Here is a 17,307-nt window from a genome sequence, read left to right as displayed (position 1 = left end):
GAGAGACCATGGCGCAGACCGAACCCCTCACACCGGGAACCTTCCGCCTCACCGGCGTTCCGGCCGCCCCCGGCGCGGCCGTCGGCCCGGTGGCGCGGATGGCACCTCCGCCGAGGCTGCCCGACACCCGACCCGCGGCCGGGGACCCCGACGCGGAGGCCGCCGCGGCCCGCGAGGCGCTCGACCTGGTGGCGCGGCGGCTCGACGAGCAGGCCGCCGGCCTGGAGGGCGACGCGGCGGCGGTGCTCGGCGCCCAGGCGCTCATGGCCCGCGACCCCGAACTCGCCCGCCAGGTGGGCGAACGGGCCCGCGCCGGGGAGCCCGCGGCCTGGGCCGTGCACGCGGCCTGCGGCGCCTACCAGGAACTCCTGCTCGCCGCGGGCGGATACCTGGCCGAACGGGCCGCCGACCTCGCTGACATCCGGGACCGCGCCCTGGCCGTCCTGCTGGACCTGCCCATGCCGGGGCTGCCCGACCCCGGTGTCCCGCACGTGCTGGTGGCCGAGGACCTCGCCCCGGCGGACACGGTCCGGCTCGACCCGTCACGGGTGCTCGCCATCGTCACCCGTCAGGGAGGACCCACCAGCCACACCGTCATCCTCGCCCGCGGCCTGGGCATCCCCGCGGTCGTGGGATGCGCGACGGCAGGCTCCCTCCAGGAGGGCGTCGAGGTCGCGGTCGACGGCGACGCGGGAACGGTCGTCGCCGAACCCGGCGCGGAGGAGTCCGAGCGGATCCGCGGCCGCGCCGAGCGGCGGCAGGCCCTGCTCGCCTCCTCCACCGGCCCCGGACGCACCGCCGACGGGGAACCGGTGCAGCTGCTGCTCAACATCGGCGAGGGCGACCCCGGAGCCGCAGCCGTGCACGACAGCGAGGGCGTGGGGCTGATGCGCACGGAGTTCCTATTCCTGGACCGGGCCCAGCCGCCGACCGTCGCCGAGCAGACCTCCGCCTACACCCGGCTGTTCACCGCCTTCCAGGGGCGCACGGTCACCGTGCGGACCCTGGACGCCGGATCGGACAAGCCGCTGGCCTTCGTCGACACGGGCAGCGAGGACAACCCCGCGCTGGGCGTGCGCGGCTACCGGACCGCGCGGGAGCGGCCGGGCCTGCTCACCGACCAGCTGAAGGCGATCGCCGCCGCGGCGCGGGAGACGGGCGCGCGGGTGCGCGTGATGGCGCCGATGGTGTCCACGCCCGACGAGGCGGCCGGCTTCGCGGAGCTGGCGCGCGCGGCGGGGCTGGAAGAGGTGGGCGTGATGGTGGAGGTCCCCGGGGCCGCGCTGCTCGCCGACCACCTGATGCGGCGCGTGGACTTCGTGTCGATCGGCACCAACGACCTCGCCCAGTACACGATGGCCACCGACCGCACCCTGGGCACCCTGCCGGACCTGCTCGACCCGTGGCAGCCGGCACTGCTGTCACTGGTGGGGACGGTGGGCGCGGCGGGGCTCCACCACGGCAGGCCGGTGGGCGTGTGCGGCGAGGCCGCGGCCGACCCGCTGCTCGCCCTGGTCCTGGTGGGTCTGGGCGCGACCAGCCTGTCGATGGCCGCACCCGCCCTGCCCGCCGTGCGCCATGCGCTGGCCCGCCACACCCGCGACGAGTGCGCCCGTCTGGCCGGGCTCGCCCTGGCCGCCCCCGGCGCGGCCGCCGCCCGCAAGGCGGTGCGCGACGCCGCGGACCCCGAGATCGTCCGTCTGTGACCCGGCGAAGGCGCCCCGCCGACCACGGCGGGGCGCCTTCGTGCACGGTCTACACGCCTGCCAGGCGTGCGGAGACGAGCCGGTTGAGCGACACGTTCTGCTCGGCCGCCTCGAGGGCGAGCTGCCGGTGCACCTCGGGCGGCACACGCACCTGGAACCTGCCCGAGAAGGTGCGGTCGGCGATGGCCTCGGGCGGCTGCTCACCGTTTCTGACCATGTCGGCGACGACGTCGGCGGCCAGCTGCTGGATGCCCTCGAACGCCTCGGAACGGGTGTCGGCGATCCACGAGAGGGAGGGCAGCTCGGCGACGGTACCGACATAGGCCGAGTCCTCGGCCGACCAGAGGACACGGTAGGCGTAGTGGTCTGCCGTGCTCACGATTCCTCCTTCGATCTCACGATCGCGGCGAGGACCTGCCCCGCCCGGCAGGGCCCCGCCCGCCCCGTGCGGTTCCGGACGTCGACGCGGGGGTCCCCCGGCCGGGGGACATCGCCTCGGGGCCGGTTCCGTGTTCCTGCGGATCAGGTGGTGTAGTCGGCGTTGATGCGGATGTAGCCGTCGGTCAGGTCGCAGCCGTAGACGGTGAAGGCGCCGTCGGCGATGCCCAGGTCGACGCCGATGACGACCTCGTCGCCCTTGAGGTGCTCGGCGGCGCGGGCCAGGACCTCGTCGGTGGCCTCGGCGGGGTAGGTCTCCACGTCGCCGAAGAGGATGCGCACCTTCTCGGGGAGGATGTCGGTCTCGTCGGAGCACTTGCCCACGGCCATCGCCACGCGCCCCCAGTTGGGGTCGGCGCCGTGGACGGCGGTCTTGACCAGCGGCGAGTTGACGACGGCCTTGGCGACCCGCTTGGCCTGGGCGTCGTCGCGGGCCCCCGTCAGGCGCACCTCCAGGAGCTTGCCGGCGCCCTCGCCGTCGGAGGCGATCATGCGCACGAGCCGCAGCGCCACCCCGTACAGGGCCTCCTCGAAGGCGGCCGCGTCCACCGGCCCCGCCAGGCCGTTGGCGAAGATCGCCGCGGAGTCGCTGGTGGAGGTGTCGGTGTCGATGCTCAGCGCGTTGAAGGTGCGGTCCACCACCCGGCGGAACACCGCGTCCAGGACCGGCTGCTCCAGTTCGGCGTCGGTGAAGAACCACGCCAGCATGGTCGCCATGTCCGGCTCGATCATGCCGACGCCCTTGGCGATACCGGTGACGACCGCGTCGCCCACACGGGCCGAGGCGATCTTGGGGTGGGTGTCGGTGGTCATCATCGCCGCCGCCGCCCGCTCCAGGTCGGCCGGTGGGAACTCGTCGGGCAGCGCGTCCAGGTGCGCGCGGACCCTGTCCATCGGGTAGGGGCGGCCGATCACACCGGTGGAGGCCACGAGGATCTCGTCGGGCCGCACACCCGCCGCGCGGGCCACGCGCTCCTGCAGCTCCCGGGCGTTGTCCTCTCCCGTACGCCCCGTGGCCACGTTGGCGTTGCGGGCGATCACGGTGACGCCGCGGGCGCTGCCGTCGGCGGCGGCCTCCCGGCTGAGCAGCACGCTGGGACCGGCGAACCGGGACCGCGTGAACACGGCGGACACGTGTGCGGGAACCTCGGACACCACCGCGAAGAAGTCGTCGTTGGGGTCCTTGATCCCGATGTTTCCGGCGACGCCGCGGAAGCCTGCGGGTGTCTGGCTGCTCATCGTCCTCCTCAGGGGCCTGGTCAGCGCCAGCGTACTCCGCCTCCCCGTTCGGCCGCGGCCCGCACGGGTTTCGCGCCGGGGTGTTCCCACGGGGGTGAAAAGGAGGAGGTAACGGGGTATCCGCCGAGGTAGACGACCGGGGGGAGGCGTGTTGTGCGCGATGGTGACTGGCTCAGCGAGACCGGGACGCAGATCCGAAGGGTCCTGAAGGTGATGGTGGAGACCGGCTGCCTGCCGGGCGGGACCGCCGTCATCGGGAGCGGAGGCATGTGGGAGTTCGTCGCGGTCGGCCGGATCGACGGGGAGACCGACACCGCACCGGACACGGCCTACGACGTGGCGAGCCTGACCAAGGTCATGGCCTCGTGGCCGCTGGCCGGCCAGGCGGTGGCCGAGGGGATGCTGGACCTGGACGCGCCCCTGGCGGAGTACCTGCCGGTGGGCGGCCTGCCGGGCGGAGGGGTGACCACGAGGCAGATCCTCACCCACACGAGCAGGCTCAACCCGGTGTCCTGGCTGGAGCCGTACGCGGGCTCCGGCCGCGATCTGCTGGAGGAGATCCTCTCCGAGCCGCTGGAGGAGCCCGGCTACCGGTACATCGACAGGGGCTTCATCGTGCTCGGCCTGCTGATGGAGCGCCTGTACGGGACCGGGTTGGACCGCCTGGCGGGCGACCTGTGGGACGAGATGGGGCTGCGCTCCACGTCGTACGGCCCGCTGCCCCGCTCACCGGGGGTCGCCCCCACCGAGAGCCGCCTGGCCGGGGCCGCGCCCGCGTGGGGCGTGGTGCACGACGAGGCGGCCGCGCTGATGGGCGGGGTGGCCGGGCACGCCGGCGTGTTCACGACCGCGATCGACCTGGGTGCCTTCGCCCGGGCGGTGCTGGGCATCCACGACGGCGGGTGCGGCCCGATGACACCGTCCTACGTGCGGGCGAGCTGGCAGCCCCACGTGGACGCCGGGTCGGGTCTGTGGCGGGGGCTGGGGTGGCTGATCACCTCCGAGGGGGTCGTCCACCACAACGGGTTCACCGGGACGAGCCTGTTCCTCCATCCCGGCAGCGGCCGGTACGTGGGGGTGCTGACCAACGCGGTGCACCACGGGCGCGACCGGACGGGGCTGGTGGACCTGCGCGAGGCGGCCCGGTCGGCGCTCACGCCGCAGGCGCACGACTCGGCCCAGTAGGCGGTGCCGGCGGGACCGTGCCCCGGCCCGCCGGGCCGGGGCACGGCCGTCTCAGGACCGCTGTGCGCGGATCGCGCCGATGAGCGAGCCGAGGAGCTCCGAGAGCCCGGCGGGCCCCTCCACCAGCAGGTCGGTGACCTCGCTCAGGACGGCCACCTCGCTGGAGTGGACGCACACGGACAGGCCGGACACGCCCCGCTCGCGCAGCTGCGCGACGGCCTCGAAGGCGGGCAGGTCGCCCAGGTCGTCCCCGGCGAAGAGGACGGTGTCCGCCTGCCGCTCGGTGACCAGGGCGGTGAGCGCCTCGCCCTTGTCCACGCCCGACGGCCGGATCTCCATGACCAGGCGCCCCGGTTCGAGCTGGAGGTCGGCCCGCTCGGCCAGTTCCGACAGGTGGGGGATCAGCATCGCCAGGGCGGCCTCGGGCTCGGCGGCGCGCCGCGTGTGCACGGCCAGTGAGCGGCCCTTGTCCTCGATCCAGGTGCCCTCCGGGGCCCCGGTGCGCTCCAGCAGGCCCGGCAGCTCCTGGCGGACCAGGGAGACCCCGGGCGGCGGGTCGGCGGCCAGGAGGCGGCCGTCCACCCAGCGCTCGGCGCCGTAGTGGCCGAGCACGGTGATTCCCGGCACCCGCTCCAGTCCGCCCAGCCGGACGGCGGTGGCGGCGGGGCGGCCGGTGACGACCGCGACGTTGCCCACGAGGCTGGCCAGGTCGGTGAGCTGTTCGACGATCCCCGGGTAGGGCGCGGAGGCCTCGGGGTCCTCGACGACGGGCGCCAGCGTGCCGTCGAAGTCGAAGGCGGCGAGGAGCCCGGAGGGCTTCTCCAACAAGGCTTCGAGCGCGGTGCGCCCGGTGTCCGTGGACGGTTGCGGCAGGGACATGGTGAACCTTTCCGGATCGGGTCTCACCCGCCTTCTACCCCCTGCCCCGCCTCCGTGCTCCGGGAGGGCCGCCCGTTTCCGCGCCGGCCCTCCCGGCCGGGCGGCCCCGGCGGGTGCTCCGCGGGCAGGGGCCCTCAGAGCCGGATGCCCAGACGGCGCGCGTTGCGCTGGCGCCTGCGGTCGGCGCGCAGCCGGCGCAGCCTCTTGACGGTCATGGGGTCGAAGGCGAGCGCCTCGGGGCGGTCGACCAACCCGTTGAGCAGCTGGTAGTAGCGAGTGGCGGAGAAGCCGAACTCGTCTCGGATGGCCTGTTCCTTGGAACCCTCGAACTTCCACCACTGGCGCTCGAAGGCGAGGATCCGCTGATCGCGTTCGGCGAGGGCCGACCGCCCGTCCTCGGACGGACCGACATTCGGCATGGGACACCCCCTGAACGGGAAATTGGTTTGTCCGGATCGGACCGACTCATGCTAGCGACCCGACATGCCGGGCGCGGCGCGGAAAACCCATGACTGGCACGGGGGATACAGTTGCCTTTCCTGCCCCCAGGCCACTTGTCCCGGGCATGATCCTGTGCTCGTGAGACAATCGAGACGGTCCGAAGAGCAACATTCGAGGGAGCCTGCCGTGCTCTGGGGCAACAGCCACAACAGGAAACCCGCCAGGACCGTCGCGACCGGCGTGGCCGCCGTCCTCTTCCTGGCCGCGGCCCCGGCCGCGGCCGACCCGGTCCCCGACTTCCGCCCCGAGCAGTGGGGTCTGCAGTCCATCGACACCCAGCAGCTGTGGGAGGAGACCCAGGGCCAGGGCGTCACGGTGGGAATGCCGGGGTTCGCCGTCGACGAGGAGCACCCCGACGTGGACGGCAACGTCACCGTCGACACCGAGTTCGGGTCGGACGGCGACACGGAGACCGGCACCGCAGCGGCCTCCCTGGTCGCGGGCCACGGCCACGGGTTCGACGCCGACGCCGGTGTGCTGGGCGTCGCCCCGAGGGCGGAACTCCTGGTCCTGCCCACCGACAAGAGCCTCCCCTCGGCGATCCGCCGGGCGATCGACAGCGACGTGCAGGTCATCCTGCTGCCCGAGACCGACGGCTCGGTCAACCTCACCAACGCCACACGCGACGCGGCCGACGCGGGAATCCTCGTGGTGGGCCCGGCGGGCGGCGAGGAGTACCCGGACGTGCTCGCCGTCGGCGGCGTCGACGAGAACGGCGAGCTGGTCGACGGCTCGCCGGACGCGGAGGAGATCGACCTGCTCGCCCCGGGCGCCGACCTCGTCGCGGCCGGACCGGACCTGGGCCAGGAGGAGGTCACCGGGGCCGAGTACGCGGCGGCGATGGCCGCGGGTGCCGCGGCGCTGCTGCGCGCCGCCTACCCGCAGCTCTTCCCCGACCAGATCCGGTCCGCACTGGTCGACGGCGCCCAGCAGGGGACGGACGGTCTGCCGAGCCTGCACCTGCCCACGGCGCAGGCCCAGGCGGAGGGCGCCGCGCAGAACACGCAGCTCGTCGACGGAATCCTCGAGAACCGGGAGGAGCAGGACGCCCCGGTCCCGGTCTGGGTCTGGCTCCTGGTGATCGGCGCGGTCCTGGTCCTCGGCATCGCCATGGTGGTCCTGTGGGTGCGCCGCTCCACCAAGGACCCCTACGGGGTGCAGGCCGAGCGCGAGCTGGAGGAGGCCGAGATCGCCCGGGAGCGCGCGGCCACCGCGCCGCCGGCCACCCGCCGCAAGGGCGGCCGGCGCCGCAAGCGCTGAGTCGGGGAGGCCGCGGCGAGGACCGGCGGAGAGCGGAACCGGCGCATCGCGCCACTGTGCGCCGCGCATCGGTCACGCGACTCTCCGTAGGTTTTCTCGGGGATTTCCTCCCCTTGAGCACGTGCATATGTAAGCAACGACGAAAACTCTTGACTCTTCAGGGCAAGAGGTAAATCTTTGAGGAATGGCAGCCCTCACGACCTCTTCCCTGCCCTCGCGAGGCGGACCCCGGGCCGAGATCGCGCCCGAGCACCGCAACCTCGTCGAGGGGCGCGTCCACATCTCCGACTACGACCCCAAGTGGCCCTACCTCTTCGAGCGCGAGGCCGCCCGGGTCCGCGGCGCCCTGGGCGACCGGGTCCTGCTCTTCGAGCACGTCGGCTCCACCGCGGTGCCCGGCATGCCCGCCAAACCCTGCGTCGACCTGCTGCTTCTCGTCGCCGACTCCGCCGACGAGGCCTCCTACCTGCCCGACCTGGAGGCCGCCGGATACTCCCTCGTCATCCGGGAACCCGACTGGTACGAGCACCGCGTGTTCAAGGGCCGCGAGGTCAACATCAACCTCCACGTGTTCAGCCGGGGGTGCGAGGAGGCCGAGCGGATGCGCCGCTTCCGCGACCGCCTCGCCGCCGACGCCGGCGCGCGGGAACGCTACGCGGCGGTCAAGCGCGAACTGTCCCGCCGCACGTGGGAGAGAATTCAGGACTATTCAGATTCCAAGTCCGAAATCGTTCTTCAGATCCTGGCGGAGGCGGAGAAAACCCGCGCCTGAGCGCGCATTTCCCGTTTCCGTGCGCTCCCGGGCCCCGCGGGGGTATCCGGGGGCGCGTCCGCCGGACGCGCCCCCGCGCCTCAGCCCAGGGAACGCAGCTGGTCCTGGAACCACCGGCGCGGCGGCAGCGCCACCGCGGCCTCGGCCAGGCGCTCCCGGCGCCGCCTGCGCTCCTCGGCCGGCATGGACAGGGCCCGGTGCAGCGCCTCCGCGGTCTCCACGGTGTCGTAGGGGTTGACCAGCAGCGCGTGCTTGCCCAGCTCGTCGGCCGCGCCCGCCTCGCGCGAGAGCACCAGCACCGAGTCGCGCTCGGACAGGACCGGCCCCTCCTTGGCCACGAGGTTCATCCCGTCGCGGATCGGGTTGACCAGCAGTACGTCCGCCAGCTGGAACGAGGCCAGCGAGCGCGGGTAGTCGTCGTTGACCTCCAGGATCAGCGGCGTCCACTCGGCGGTGGCGAACTCCTCGTTGATCTCCTTGGCGGTCCGCAGCACCGAGTCCGTGTACTCCCGGTACTCCGGCACGTCGCCCCGGCTCGGGTAGGCGAACGCCAGGTGGGTCACCCGGCCGCGCCACTCGGGACGGGTGCGCAGCAGCTCCCGGTAGGCCTCCAGGCCCCGCACGATGTTCTTGGACAGCTCGGTGCGGTCGACCCGCACGATCAGCCTCGTGTCGCCCACGGCCTCCTGCAGCGTGGCGCGGCGCACCTCCACCAGCGGGTCGGAGGCGCTCTCCCGCAGGCTCTCCTCGTCGGCGCCGAGCGCGTGCACGCCGACCTCGACCACGCGGCTGCCGTACTCGACCGTGCGCCGCCGGAAGTCGACGTCCGCGCGCAGGATCTCGTGGCAGCAACGCAGGAAGGCATCGGCCCAGCGGGGGCTCAGGAAGCCCAGGTGGTCGGCTCCGAGCATGCCCGAGAGCAGCTCCCGGGCGATGTCGTCGGGCAGCATCCGGAAGTACTCCGGCGGTGCCCACGGGGTGTGCGAGAAGTGGGCGATGCGCAGGTCGGGACGGCGGGTGCGGAGGATGCGCGGCACGAGTGCCAGGTGGTAGTCCTGCACGGCCACCTTGGCGCCCTCGGCCGCGCCGCTCAGGAGGGCTTCGGCGAACGCCTCGTTGTAGGCGGTGTAGCCCTCCCACGTGCGCCGGAACTCCGTGCCGAAGGACGGCTTGTTCGGGGTGTCGTAGAGCATGTGCTGCACGAACCACAGGGTCGAGTTGGCCACCCCGGTGTAGGCGTCCCGGAAGGTCTCCGCCGGGATGTCCAGCATGTGGACGCGCATGCCGTCGAGGTCGTGGCTGCGGTCCAGGCGCGCACCGGGAGCCTCCGCGGCGGCCCGCCGGTCGGCGTCGGACAGGGCGGCGCACACCCAGATGCTGTCGATCTCACCGGCGACCGACATCATGCCCGAGACGAGTCCGCCTCCTCCCCGCCGGGGCTCCAGGGAGCCGTCGTCGGCGGTAGAGAAGGACACGGGTCCTCTGTTGGAGGCGATGAGGATCTGCGCCTTGTCCACGGTGGTCGTCCTCTCGAAGCTGCGGAAGCGGAACGGGGGTCGGTGCGAGGGTACGGGCCCGGGCCCGATCCGGTGGCCGCAGGTAGGATGTCATGGCTGGTCGTGGGCCCGCGGGCAGGGTGTGTCCCGGTTCGCCGCCTTCGGGGCGGTCGGCGACACGCGAGGGCGCACACCCCTATCTCTCGCCAGAGCGCACCGGCTCCAAACCCCTCCCCGGCAGGGGAAGGCGTGACGCGGCGCACCCGGACGGGGCCGCGTACGCGAGGAGGCGGCCCCCCGCCGCGTCTCACCATGTGGGAGAAATGGTGTTACCCGGGTCACCGTCCATGGAAAACCGGGCGGCATGTCCGTTACAGTGACCTTGCGAACCGACCGGGACACCGGAGGTCACCGCCGAAAACTTCATATTGCTCATCCAGAGGGGTGGAGGGACCGGCCCTGCGAAGCCCCGGCAACCATCTCAGCATGTGATACCCGCGGACGTCGCGGGGCTGCTGGGACAGGTGCCAACTCCGGCCTGGGGGCAGAGCGCCCGCCAGGAAAGATGAGGGGAGACGCCTCGCCATGGCGATTGCCGCCACCGAACCCACCTCCGTCCGCTCCTTCGGCCCCGCGACCGCGCTCTCCTGTCGCGAGTGCGGCGAGCGCTACGAACTCACCCCCCGGTTCGCCTGCGAGTTCTGCTTCGGCCCCCTCGAGGTGGCCTACGACTTCGGCACCGTCACCCGCGCCGAGATCGAGAGCGGACCCAAGAGCATCTGGCGCTACCGCTCCCTGCTGCCCGTCCCGGACAACGTGGCCGAGCTGCCCAACATGAGCCCCGGCCTCACCCCCCTGATCCGCGCCGACCGCCTCGCCGCGGAGCTCGGCCTGGACTCCCTGCACGTCAAGGACGACTCCGGCAACCCCACCCACTCCTTCAAGGACCGCGTGGTCGCCATCGCGGTCGAGGCCGCCCGCACCTTCGGCTTCACCACCCTGTCCTGCTCCTCCACGGGCAACCTGGCCGGCGCGGTCGGCGCCGCCGCGGCCCGGGCCGGGTTCGACTCCTGCGTGTTCATCCCCGCAGGGCTCGAAGAGGCCAAGGTCGTCATGGCCGCCGTCTACGGCGGCAAGGTCGTGGCGCTCGACGGCAACTACGACGACGTCAACCGCTTCTGCTCCGAGCTCATCGGCTCCCCGGAGGGTGAGGGCTGGGGCTTCGTCAACGTCAACCTGCGCCCCTACTACGGCGAGGGCTCCAAGACGCTCGCCTACGAGATCGCCGAGCAGCTCGGCTGGCGCCTGCCCGACCAGATCGTCGTCCCGATCGCGTCGGGGTCCCAGCTGACCAAGATCGACAAGGGCTTCCAGGAGCTGATCGCGGCGGGGCTGGTGGAGGACAAGCCGTACCGGGTCTTCGGGGCCCAGGCCACCGGCTGCTCCCCGGTCGCCCGGGCCTGGGAGCAGGGGCACGACGTCATCCAGCCCGTCAAGCCCGACACCATCGCCAAGTCGCTGGCCATCGGCAACCCGGCCGACGGTCCCTACGTGCTCGACATCGCCCGCCGCACCGGCGGGTCGGTGGAGCACGTGAGCGACGCCGAGGTGGTCGACGCGATCAAGCTCCTGGCCCGCACCGAGGGCATCTTCGCCGAGACGGCGGGCGGAGTCACCACGGGTGTGCTCCGCAAGCTGGTGCGCGAGGGCCGGCTCGACCCGAAGGCCGAGACGGTCGTCCTCAACACCGGTGACGGGCTCAAGACGCTCAACGCCGTCGACGCCGGACCGACGGCCACCATCGCGCCGTCCCTGGAGGCGTTCACCGCGGCGGGCCTCGCCTGACGCGTCCACCCCGCCCCCTGTTCCCGCCCGTACCGCAGAGGAGAACCACCCATGAGCGCCAGTGTCCGCGTCCCCACCATCCTGCGCACCTACACCGGTGACGCCGCCGAGGTCAGCGCCGAGGGCACCACCCTCGCCGAGGTCCTCGACGACCTGGAGGCGAACCACCCGGGCATCCGCGCCCGCATCCTCGACGACAGCGGCAAGGTGCGCCGCTTCGTCAACGTCTACGTCGGTGACGAGGACGTCCGCTTCGACAAGGGCCTGGAGACCGCGGTGGCCGACGGGGCCCAGATCTCGATCATCCCCGCCGTCGCCGGGGGCTGCTGAGCCGAAGAGGCGGAAGGGGCGGATGTCCGAGGACATCCGCCCCTTCGCCGTTCCCGGGGGCCGTTTCCTGTCCGCTGAGCGCGGAAAGCTTGGCCATATGCGCTGTTTGTGCAGGTAAATGGCGTTATGTGTGCTCCACAAAACGTCACCACGGCGTTTGCACTCTCCATGGGCGAGTGCTAAAAAGGGTCGTGGGTTAGCACTCGCCTCGGCGGAGTGCTAAACCCGGATCGAGGCTGCGAGGCCGCTGTCCCGGCAGCAGGGTTGCCGGAGGCGCAGTGGTCGTCCGTCGCGGGCGCACGCCTCGTCCTACTCGCGTATCGCCCGGTCACGGGAGGACATAACCCAATGGCAGCCAAACTGATCGCGTTCGACGAAGAGGCCCGTCGCGGCCTCGAGCGCGGCATGAACCAGCTCGCGGACGCCGTCAAGGTCACGCTCGGCCCCAAGGGCCGCAACGTCGTCCTGGAGAAGAAGTGGGGCGCCCCCACGATCACCAACGACGGTGTCTCCATCGCCAAGGAGATCGAGCTCGAGGACCCGTGGGAGAAGATCGGGGCCGAGCTGGTCAAGGAGGTCGCCAAGAAGACCGACGACGTCGCGGGTGACGGCACCACCACCGCCACCGTGCTCGCCCAGGCGCTCGTACGCGAGGGCCTGCGCAACGTCGCCGCCGGCGCCAACCCGGTCGGCCTCAAGCGCGGCATCGACGCCGCCGTCTCCCGCATCAGCGAGGAGCTGGGCAACCTCTCCAAGGACATCGAGACCAAGGAGCAGATCGCCTCCACCGCCTCGATCTCCGCCGGCGACCCCCAGATCGGCGAGACCATCGCCGAGGCCATGGACAAGGTCGGCAAGGAAGGCGTCATCACGGTCGAGGAGGGCCAGACCTTCGGTCTGGAGCTCGAGCTCGCCGAGGGCATGCGCTTCGACAAGGGCTACATCTCGCCCTACTTCGCCACCGACCTGGAGCGCATGGAGACGGTCCTCGAGGACCCGTACATCCTCATCGCCAACTCCAAGATCTCCAACAACAACGAGTTCCTCCCCGTCGTGGAGAAGGTCCTCCAGGCCGGCCGCCCGCTGGTGGTCATCGCCGAGGACGTCGAGCAGGGCGCTCTCCAGACCCTGGTCGTCAACAAGATCCGCGGCACCTTCAAGTCCGTCGCCGTCAAGGCCCCGGGCTTCGGTGACCGCCGCAAGGCCCAGCTCGGCGACATCGCCGTCCTGACCGGCGGCCAGGTCATCACCGAGGAGGTCGGCCTCAAGCTGGAGAACACCGAGCTCGACATGCTCGGCCGCGCCCGCAAGGTCGTCGTCACCAAGGACGAGACCACCATCGTCGACGGTGCCGGTGACGCCACCGCCATCGCCGGTCGCGTCAACGAGATCCGCAACGAGATCGAGCGCAGCGACTCCGACTACGACCGCGAGAAGCTCCAGGAGCGCCTCGCGCGCCTGGCCGGCGGCGTGGCCGTCATCAAGGCCGGTGCCGCCACCGAGGTGGAGCTCAAGGAGCGCAAGCACCGCATCGAGGACGCCGTCCGCAACGCCAAGGCCGCGGTCGAGGAGGGCATCCTCCCCGGTGGTGGTGTCGCGCTGCTGCAGGCCAGCGTCCCCGCGTTCGAGAAGCTGGAGCTGGAGGGCGACGAGGCCATCGGTGCCGACATCGTCCGCCGCGCCATCGCCGAGCCGCTGAAGCAGATCGCCGTGAACGCCGGCCTCGAGGGCGGCGTCGTGGCCGACAAGGTCCGCAACCTGGAGCCCGGTTTCGGCCTCAACGCCGCCACCGGCGAGTACACCGACCTGTTCAAGGACGGCGTCATCGACCCGACCAAGGTCACCCGCTCCGCCCTGCAGAACGCGGCCTCCATCGCCGGTCTGTTCCTGACCACCGAGGCCGTCATCGCCGAGAAGCCGGAGAAGCCGGCTGCCGGCGCCGCCGACCCGACCGGTGGCATGGGCGGCATGGACTTCTAGTCCACCTCGCCCGAGGTCCGGTACGCGACCTCGCCCGCGACGACCGGGCGGCTCCCCGTGAGCCGCCCGGTTTCGCCTTTCCGGGGTCAGGTGTCGCCGTGCCAGGCATGCCAGAGAGCGGCGTAGGAACCGCCGCGGGCGAGGAGCTCGGCGTGGGTACCGAGCTCGACGACGCGGCCCTCCTCGACCACGGCGATCCGGTCGGCGCCGTGGGCGGTGTGCAGCCGGTGGGCGACGGCCACGACCGTGCGGCCGGAGAGCACACCCGACAGGGAGCGCTCCAGGCGGCGGGCCGAACGCGGGTCCATCAGCGACGTCGCCTCGTCCAGCACCAGGACCTCGGGGTCGGCCAGCACCACGCGGGCCAGGGCGAGCTGCTGCACGTGGGCCGGGTCCAGGTCACGGTTGCCCGAGCCGACCCGGGTGTCCAGCCCCTCGGGCAGGGCGCGCACCCACTCCTCGGCCCCCACGGCGGCCAGGGCCTTCCACAGGAGGGCGGGGTCGGCCTCGGTCCTGTCCAGGGCCAGAGCCAGGTTCTCCGCGACCGTCCCCCGGAAGACGTGACTCTCCTGGCTCAGCAGAATCACCTTTTCCCGGCGTGCGCGCGGGGGCAGGGCGGCCATGTCGGCGCCGCCGACCCGGATCGTCCCCGCATCGGGCGCGTGGATGCCCGCGACCAGCTTGCCCAGGGTCGACTTGCCCGCACCGCTGGGCCCCACGACCGCCAGCCGCTCACCCGGACGCAGGACCAGGTCGATCCCGTGCAGGACCTCGGCACCGGTGTAACCGAAGCGGACACCCTCGATCTCCACCCTCCCGGGAGGGCCTCCGCCAGCGGCGGGCGGCCCCGTCTCCTCCTCGGCCAGCTCCACACCGAGCAGGCGGCGCAGGCTGGTGTAGCCCTGCATGAGGCTGTCCACCTCGTCGATCAGGTGCTCCAGGGGACCGGAGAGCTGCACGGCCAGGAACACCGCCGTGGCGACCTCCCCGGCGGACAGGGCGTCCCGGGCGTACAGGACCCCTCCGGCCAGGAGGGTGGCCGCGACCGGGAACATGTACGCGAAATCCAGGTTCGGGTACCACGCGCAGCGCAGCCACAGCGTGTAGCGCTCGGCGAGGTAGGCGCGGCGCACCCGCTCGTCGGTGCGCGCCACCTGGCGGTCCTGGCGGCCGAGCGCCTCCAGGGTGCGGGCCCCCTCCACGGTGTCGGTGACGCCCTGGGTCAGGTCGGAGTAGGTGTTCAGCTCGCGGAGGTACCCGTCGGGGGCCCGCCGCACGTACCAGCGGGTGGAGAACCAGATGAGCGCGGCCGACGGGACCCAGGCCAGGAGCAGGGCGGGGTGCAGCACGCCGATCGCGCCGAGGAAGACGGCCACCGTCACCCCGCTCACCACCATGACCGGCACGGACTCGCGCACGGTGTGGCTCAGGTGGCCGATGTCGCGCCCGGCACGGGCCACCAGGTCCCCCGTCCCCGCGCGCTCCACGGTGCCCACCGGCAGGTGCAGCACCGCGCGGACGAAGCCCTCGCGCAGCTCGGCCAGCACCCCCTCACCGAAGCGGACCGACAGCGCCACGGACAGGAGGGTGAACACGGCGTGGACGACCAGGGCGGCCACGACCAGCGCCGCCGCCGTGTCGACACGGCCGGGCTCCGCACCCGCGCGGACGGCGTCGACGATCCGCCCGAGCATCCACGGGGGCACGAGGGCGGCCAGCGCGGCGACCCCGTAGAGGGCGACGACCCCGGTCAGCGCGGCTCCGTGCCTGCGGCCGATCCGCCGCAGCCGCCGCAGGACCGTCTCCCCGGAGGCGATCGGCAGCCGGGCGGCGTCCTCGGTGGCCGGGATCATGGCCCCTCCTCGTCGAAAGCGGTGCGCAGGACGGTCTCCGCGTAGCGCGGCACGGTGGCCAGGAGTTCGCGGTGGGTGCCCTCGGCGACCACCCGGCCGCCCTCGACGAACTGCACCCGGTCGGTCCGGTCCAGCAGCAGCGGGCTGGTGGTGAGCAGGACGGTGGTGCGGCCCGCGCGCTCGGCGGCCAGGCGCTCGGCGACGGCGGCCTCGGAGTGGGCGTCCACCGCGGAGGCCGGTTCGACCAGCACCAGGATCTCGGGGTCCAGCGCGAGCGCCCGGGCCAGGCGCAGGCGCTGCTGCTGACCGCCGGAGTACTCGCGCCCGCGCTCGGTGAGCACCGCGTCCCACCCCTCGGGGGAGCGGCGGACGACGTCCTCGGCCGCGGCCGCGTGCACCACCTCGGCCAGGCGCTCCTCGGACAGGCCGCCGTCCGGGGAGAGCTCCTCGCGCAGCGGACCGGAGAACAGGTGGGCGGTGTTGTCGGCCACCAGGACGCGGCGGCGCACCTCGCGCAGCGGCAGGTCGCGCAGGTGCACGGCGTGCCCGGCGCCGTCGACCAGCAGGGTGTCCCCGTCGCGGTAGCGGCCCAGGCGGTCGGCGGTCGCGGTCGCGTCCGCCGGGTCGGCGCACACCACACCGGTGACCAGCCCGGCGGGGGCGCTCACCCCGCCGGCCGGATCGCTCAGGCCGCAGAGGCCCGCGGGAGCCTCGGCGGGCTCGTCGGGGTCGGGCAGGTCGTGGACCAGCCCCAGGATCCGCACCACGCGTCCCGCCGCGACCCGCGCCGAGATGTAGCGGGACGTGAAGTACATGAGGTGGCGCACGGCCGCGGCGAGGTTGAGGGTGTAGCCGTAGAACGCGACGAGCTGCCCCACGGTGATCTCCCCGGCGAGGGCGAGCCGGGCGCCGTACCAGACGATGCCGATCAGCAGCAGCCCCGGATACAGCTCGCGCAGGGCGCTCAGCGCCGCGTCCATCCAGCCGACCCGCACCCCGGCGGCGCGCACGTACTGGGACTCGGCGCGGTAGCGCTCGCCGACGGCGTGCTCGCCGCCCACGCCCCGCAGGACGCGCAGCCCCGCCACCAGGTCGGTGGCCCGTGTGGTGAGTTCCGCCTGCCGGGTGCGCTGGTGGTCCTGGCGGCGCGCGAGGGGACGCAGCACGGGCACGACGCCCAGCATGATGAGGGGGACCGCGACGAGCACGACCAGCCCGAGGTCGGTGTGCGCGGTGAGCATGAACGCGCCGGCCGCGACGGTGCCGGCGATTCCGGCCGCACCGAAGACGGCGTCCTCGTAGAGGGCGGCGACCTGGTCGATGTCCTCCGTGCCGACCGCGACGACCTCGCCCGAGGGCAGGCGCCGGGTCAGGGTCGGCCCGAGGTCCACCGAGCGGCGGGTGACCACCTGGACGGTCCGGTACGCGGAGGCGTACCAGTTGAAGCAGGTGGCGCGATGCAGGACCGGGGTGATGGCGGTACCGACCGCGATCAGCGCGGTCAGGATCCCGAACCAGGTGAGGAGGGAGCGAGGGTCGCCGATCCCCGCGTCCAGGGCGGCGCCGACGGAGGCGGAGAGCAGGACGGTGCCGACGGTGTAGGTGCCCAGGAGAAGGCTCGCCCACAGCAGGGACCGCCACTCGCGCCGGGCGAGCCAGAGCAGGTAGCGGTCGGCCGAACGGGAGTCGGGTTCGCCCGGAGGCTGTGGAAGGCTGCGCACAGTACGGGGACCTTAACCGCGGGAACACCGCGGCGGCCACCGGTTTTTCCGCGCCGGGCCCGGTCGGGGGCGGTACGGGCCCGGTTCAGGGTCGATTCAGGG

The 17,307-nt window shown here is 72.8% G+C and carries 14 protein-coding genes and 1 riboswitch; of the genes, 7 read left to right on the top strand and 7 right to left on the bottom strand.

Going from position 1 to position 17,307, the window contains the following annotated elements:
* Positions 1–8: 8 nt before the first annotated feature.
* Positions 9–1,706, top strand: coding sequence for a phosphoenolpyruvate--protein phosphotransferase (gene ptsP, locus FHS13_RS00760; RefSeq protein ID WP_184285781.1), 1,698 nt, complete (start codon positions 9–11; stop codon positions 1,704–1,706).
* 49 nt (positions 1,707–1,755) lie between these two features.
* Here the strand turns inward: ptsP and FHS13_RS21825 are convergent, their stop codons facing one another.
* Both FHS13_RS21825 and argJ read right to left on the bottom strand, forming a co-directional pair.
* The gene (locus FHS13_RS21825; protein WP_184285778.1) at positions 1,756–2,085 is read right to left on the bottom strand and encodes a toxin-antitoxin system HicB family antitoxin; all 330 of its coding nucleotides are present in this window, start codon (positions 2,083–2,085) and stop codon (positions 1,756–1,758) included.
* Positions 2,086–2,228: 143 nt separating this feature from the next.
* Entirely contained in the window at positions 2,229–3,383 is a 1,155-nt protein-coding gene (gene argJ / locus FHS13_RS00750; protein WP_184285775.1) for a bifunctional glutamate N-acetyltransferase/amino-acid acetyltransferase ArgJ, read from the bottom strand.
* A 153-nt stretch (positions 3,384–3,536) separates the two neighbouring features.
* Between argJ and FHS13_RS00745 the strand changes: the two genes are divergently transcribed.
* Entirely contained in the window at positions 3,537–4,568 is a 1,032-nt protein-coding gene (locus FHS13_RS00745) for a serine hydrolase domain-containing protein (protein WP_343064851.1), read from the top strand.
* Between the two features lie 51 nt (positions 4,569–4,619).
* Here FHS13_RS00745 and otsB read toward each other — a convergent pair whose 3' ends face one another.
* Both otsB and FHS13_RS00735 read right to left on the bottom strand, forming a co-directional pair.
* Positions 4,620–5,447, bottom strand: coding sequence for a trehalose-phosphatase (otsB, locus tag FHS13_RS00740; RefSeq protein WP_184285772.1), 828 nt, complete (start codon positions 5,445–5,447; stop codon positions 4,620–4,622).
* Positions 5,448–5,581: 134 nt separating this feature from the next.
* Positions 5,582–5,866, bottom strand: a complete 285-nt coding sequence (locus tag FHS13_RS00735) for a DUF3263 domain-containing protein (protein ID WP_184285758.1) — start codon at positions 5,864–5,866, stop codon at positions 5,582–5,584.
* Between the two features lie 208 nt (positions 5,867–6,074).
* On the opposite strand from FHS13_RS00735, the gene FHS13_RS00730 reads away from it, so the two are divergent.
* Both FHS13_RS00730 and FHS13_RS00725 read left to right on the top strand, forming a co-directional pair.
* Positions 6,075–7,208, top strand: a complete 1,134-nt coding sequence (locus FHS13_RS00730; RefSeq protein WP_343064850.1) for a S8 family serine peptidase — start codon at positions 6,075–6,077, stop codon at positions 7,206–7,208.
* A gap of 184 nt (positions 7,209–7,392) precedes the next feature.
* Entirely contained in the window at positions 7,393–7,980 is a 588-nt protein-coding gene (locus FHS13_RS00725) for a GrpB family protein (RefSeq protein WP_184285752.1), read from the top strand.
* 80 nt (positions 7,981–8,060) lie between these two features.
* Here the strand turns inward: FHS13_RS00725 and FHS13_RS00720 are convergent, their stop codons facing one another.
* Entirely contained in the window at positions 8,061–9,497 is a 1,437-nt protein-coding gene (locus FHS13_RS00720) for a trehalose-6-phosphate synthase (protein ID WP_184285749.1), read from the bottom strand.
* Positions 9,498–9,905: 408 nt separating this feature from the next.
* Positions 9,906–10,048, top strand: a riboswitch (SAM riboswitch).
* A 13-nt stretch (positions 10,049–10,061) separates the two neighbouring features.
* On the opposite strand from FHS13_RS00720, the gene thrC reads away from it, so the two are divergent.
* The 3 genes from thrC to groL all read left to right on the top strand — a co-directional run bounded on the left by thrC (position 10,062) and on the right by groL (position 13,631).
* The gene (gene thrC / locus FHS13_RS00715; protein WP_184285746.1) at positions 10,062–11,321 is read left to right on the top strand and encodes a threonine synthase; all 1,260 of its coding nucleotides are present in this window, start codon (positions 10,062–10,064) and stop codon (positions 11,319–11,321) included.
* Between the two features lie 51 nt (positions 11,322–11,372).
* Positions 11,373–11,651: a ubiquitin-like small modifier protein 1 gene (locus FHS13_RS00710; protein WP_184285743.1), complete on the top strand. Its 279-nt coding sequence runs from the start codon at positions 11,373–11,375 to the stop codon at positions 11,649–11,651.
* Positions 11,652–11,999: 348 nt separating this feature from the next.
* Complete coding sequence (groL, locus tag FHS13_RS00705) at positions 12,000–13,631, top strand: chaperonin GroEL (RefSeq protein WP_184285740.1); 1,632 nt, start codon at positions 12,000–12,002, stop codon at positions 13,629–13,631.
* 86 nt (positions 13,632–13,717) lie between these two features.
* Here the strand turns inward: groL and FHS13_RS00700 are convergent, their stop codons facing one another.
* Positions 13,718–15,484, bottom strand: coding sequence for an ABC transporter ATP-binding protein (locus FHS13_RS00700; RefSeq protein WP_184285736.1), 1,767 nt, complete (start codon positions 15,482–15,484; stop codon positions 13,718–13,720).
* Positions 15,481–17,205: an ABC transporter transmembrane domain-containing protein gene (locus FHS13_RS00695; RefSeq protein ID WP_184285734.1), complete on the bottom strand. Its 1,725-nt coding sequence runs from the start codon at positions 17,203–17,205 to the stop codon at positions 15,481–15,483. Before FHS13_RS00695 ends, FHS13_RS00700 begins: the two co-directional genes overlap by 4 nt.
* Positions 17,206–17,307 lie beyond the last annotated feature (102 nt).

This window comes from Nocardiopsis algeriensis (assembly GCF_014203695.1).
In the GTDB taxonomy this organism is placed as follows: domain Bacteria; phylum Actinomycetota; class Actinomycetes; order Streptosporangiales; family Streptosporangiaceae; genus Nocardiopsis; species Nocardiopsis algeriensis.
This window is presented reverse-complemented; position numbering and strand designations above follow the sequence as displayed.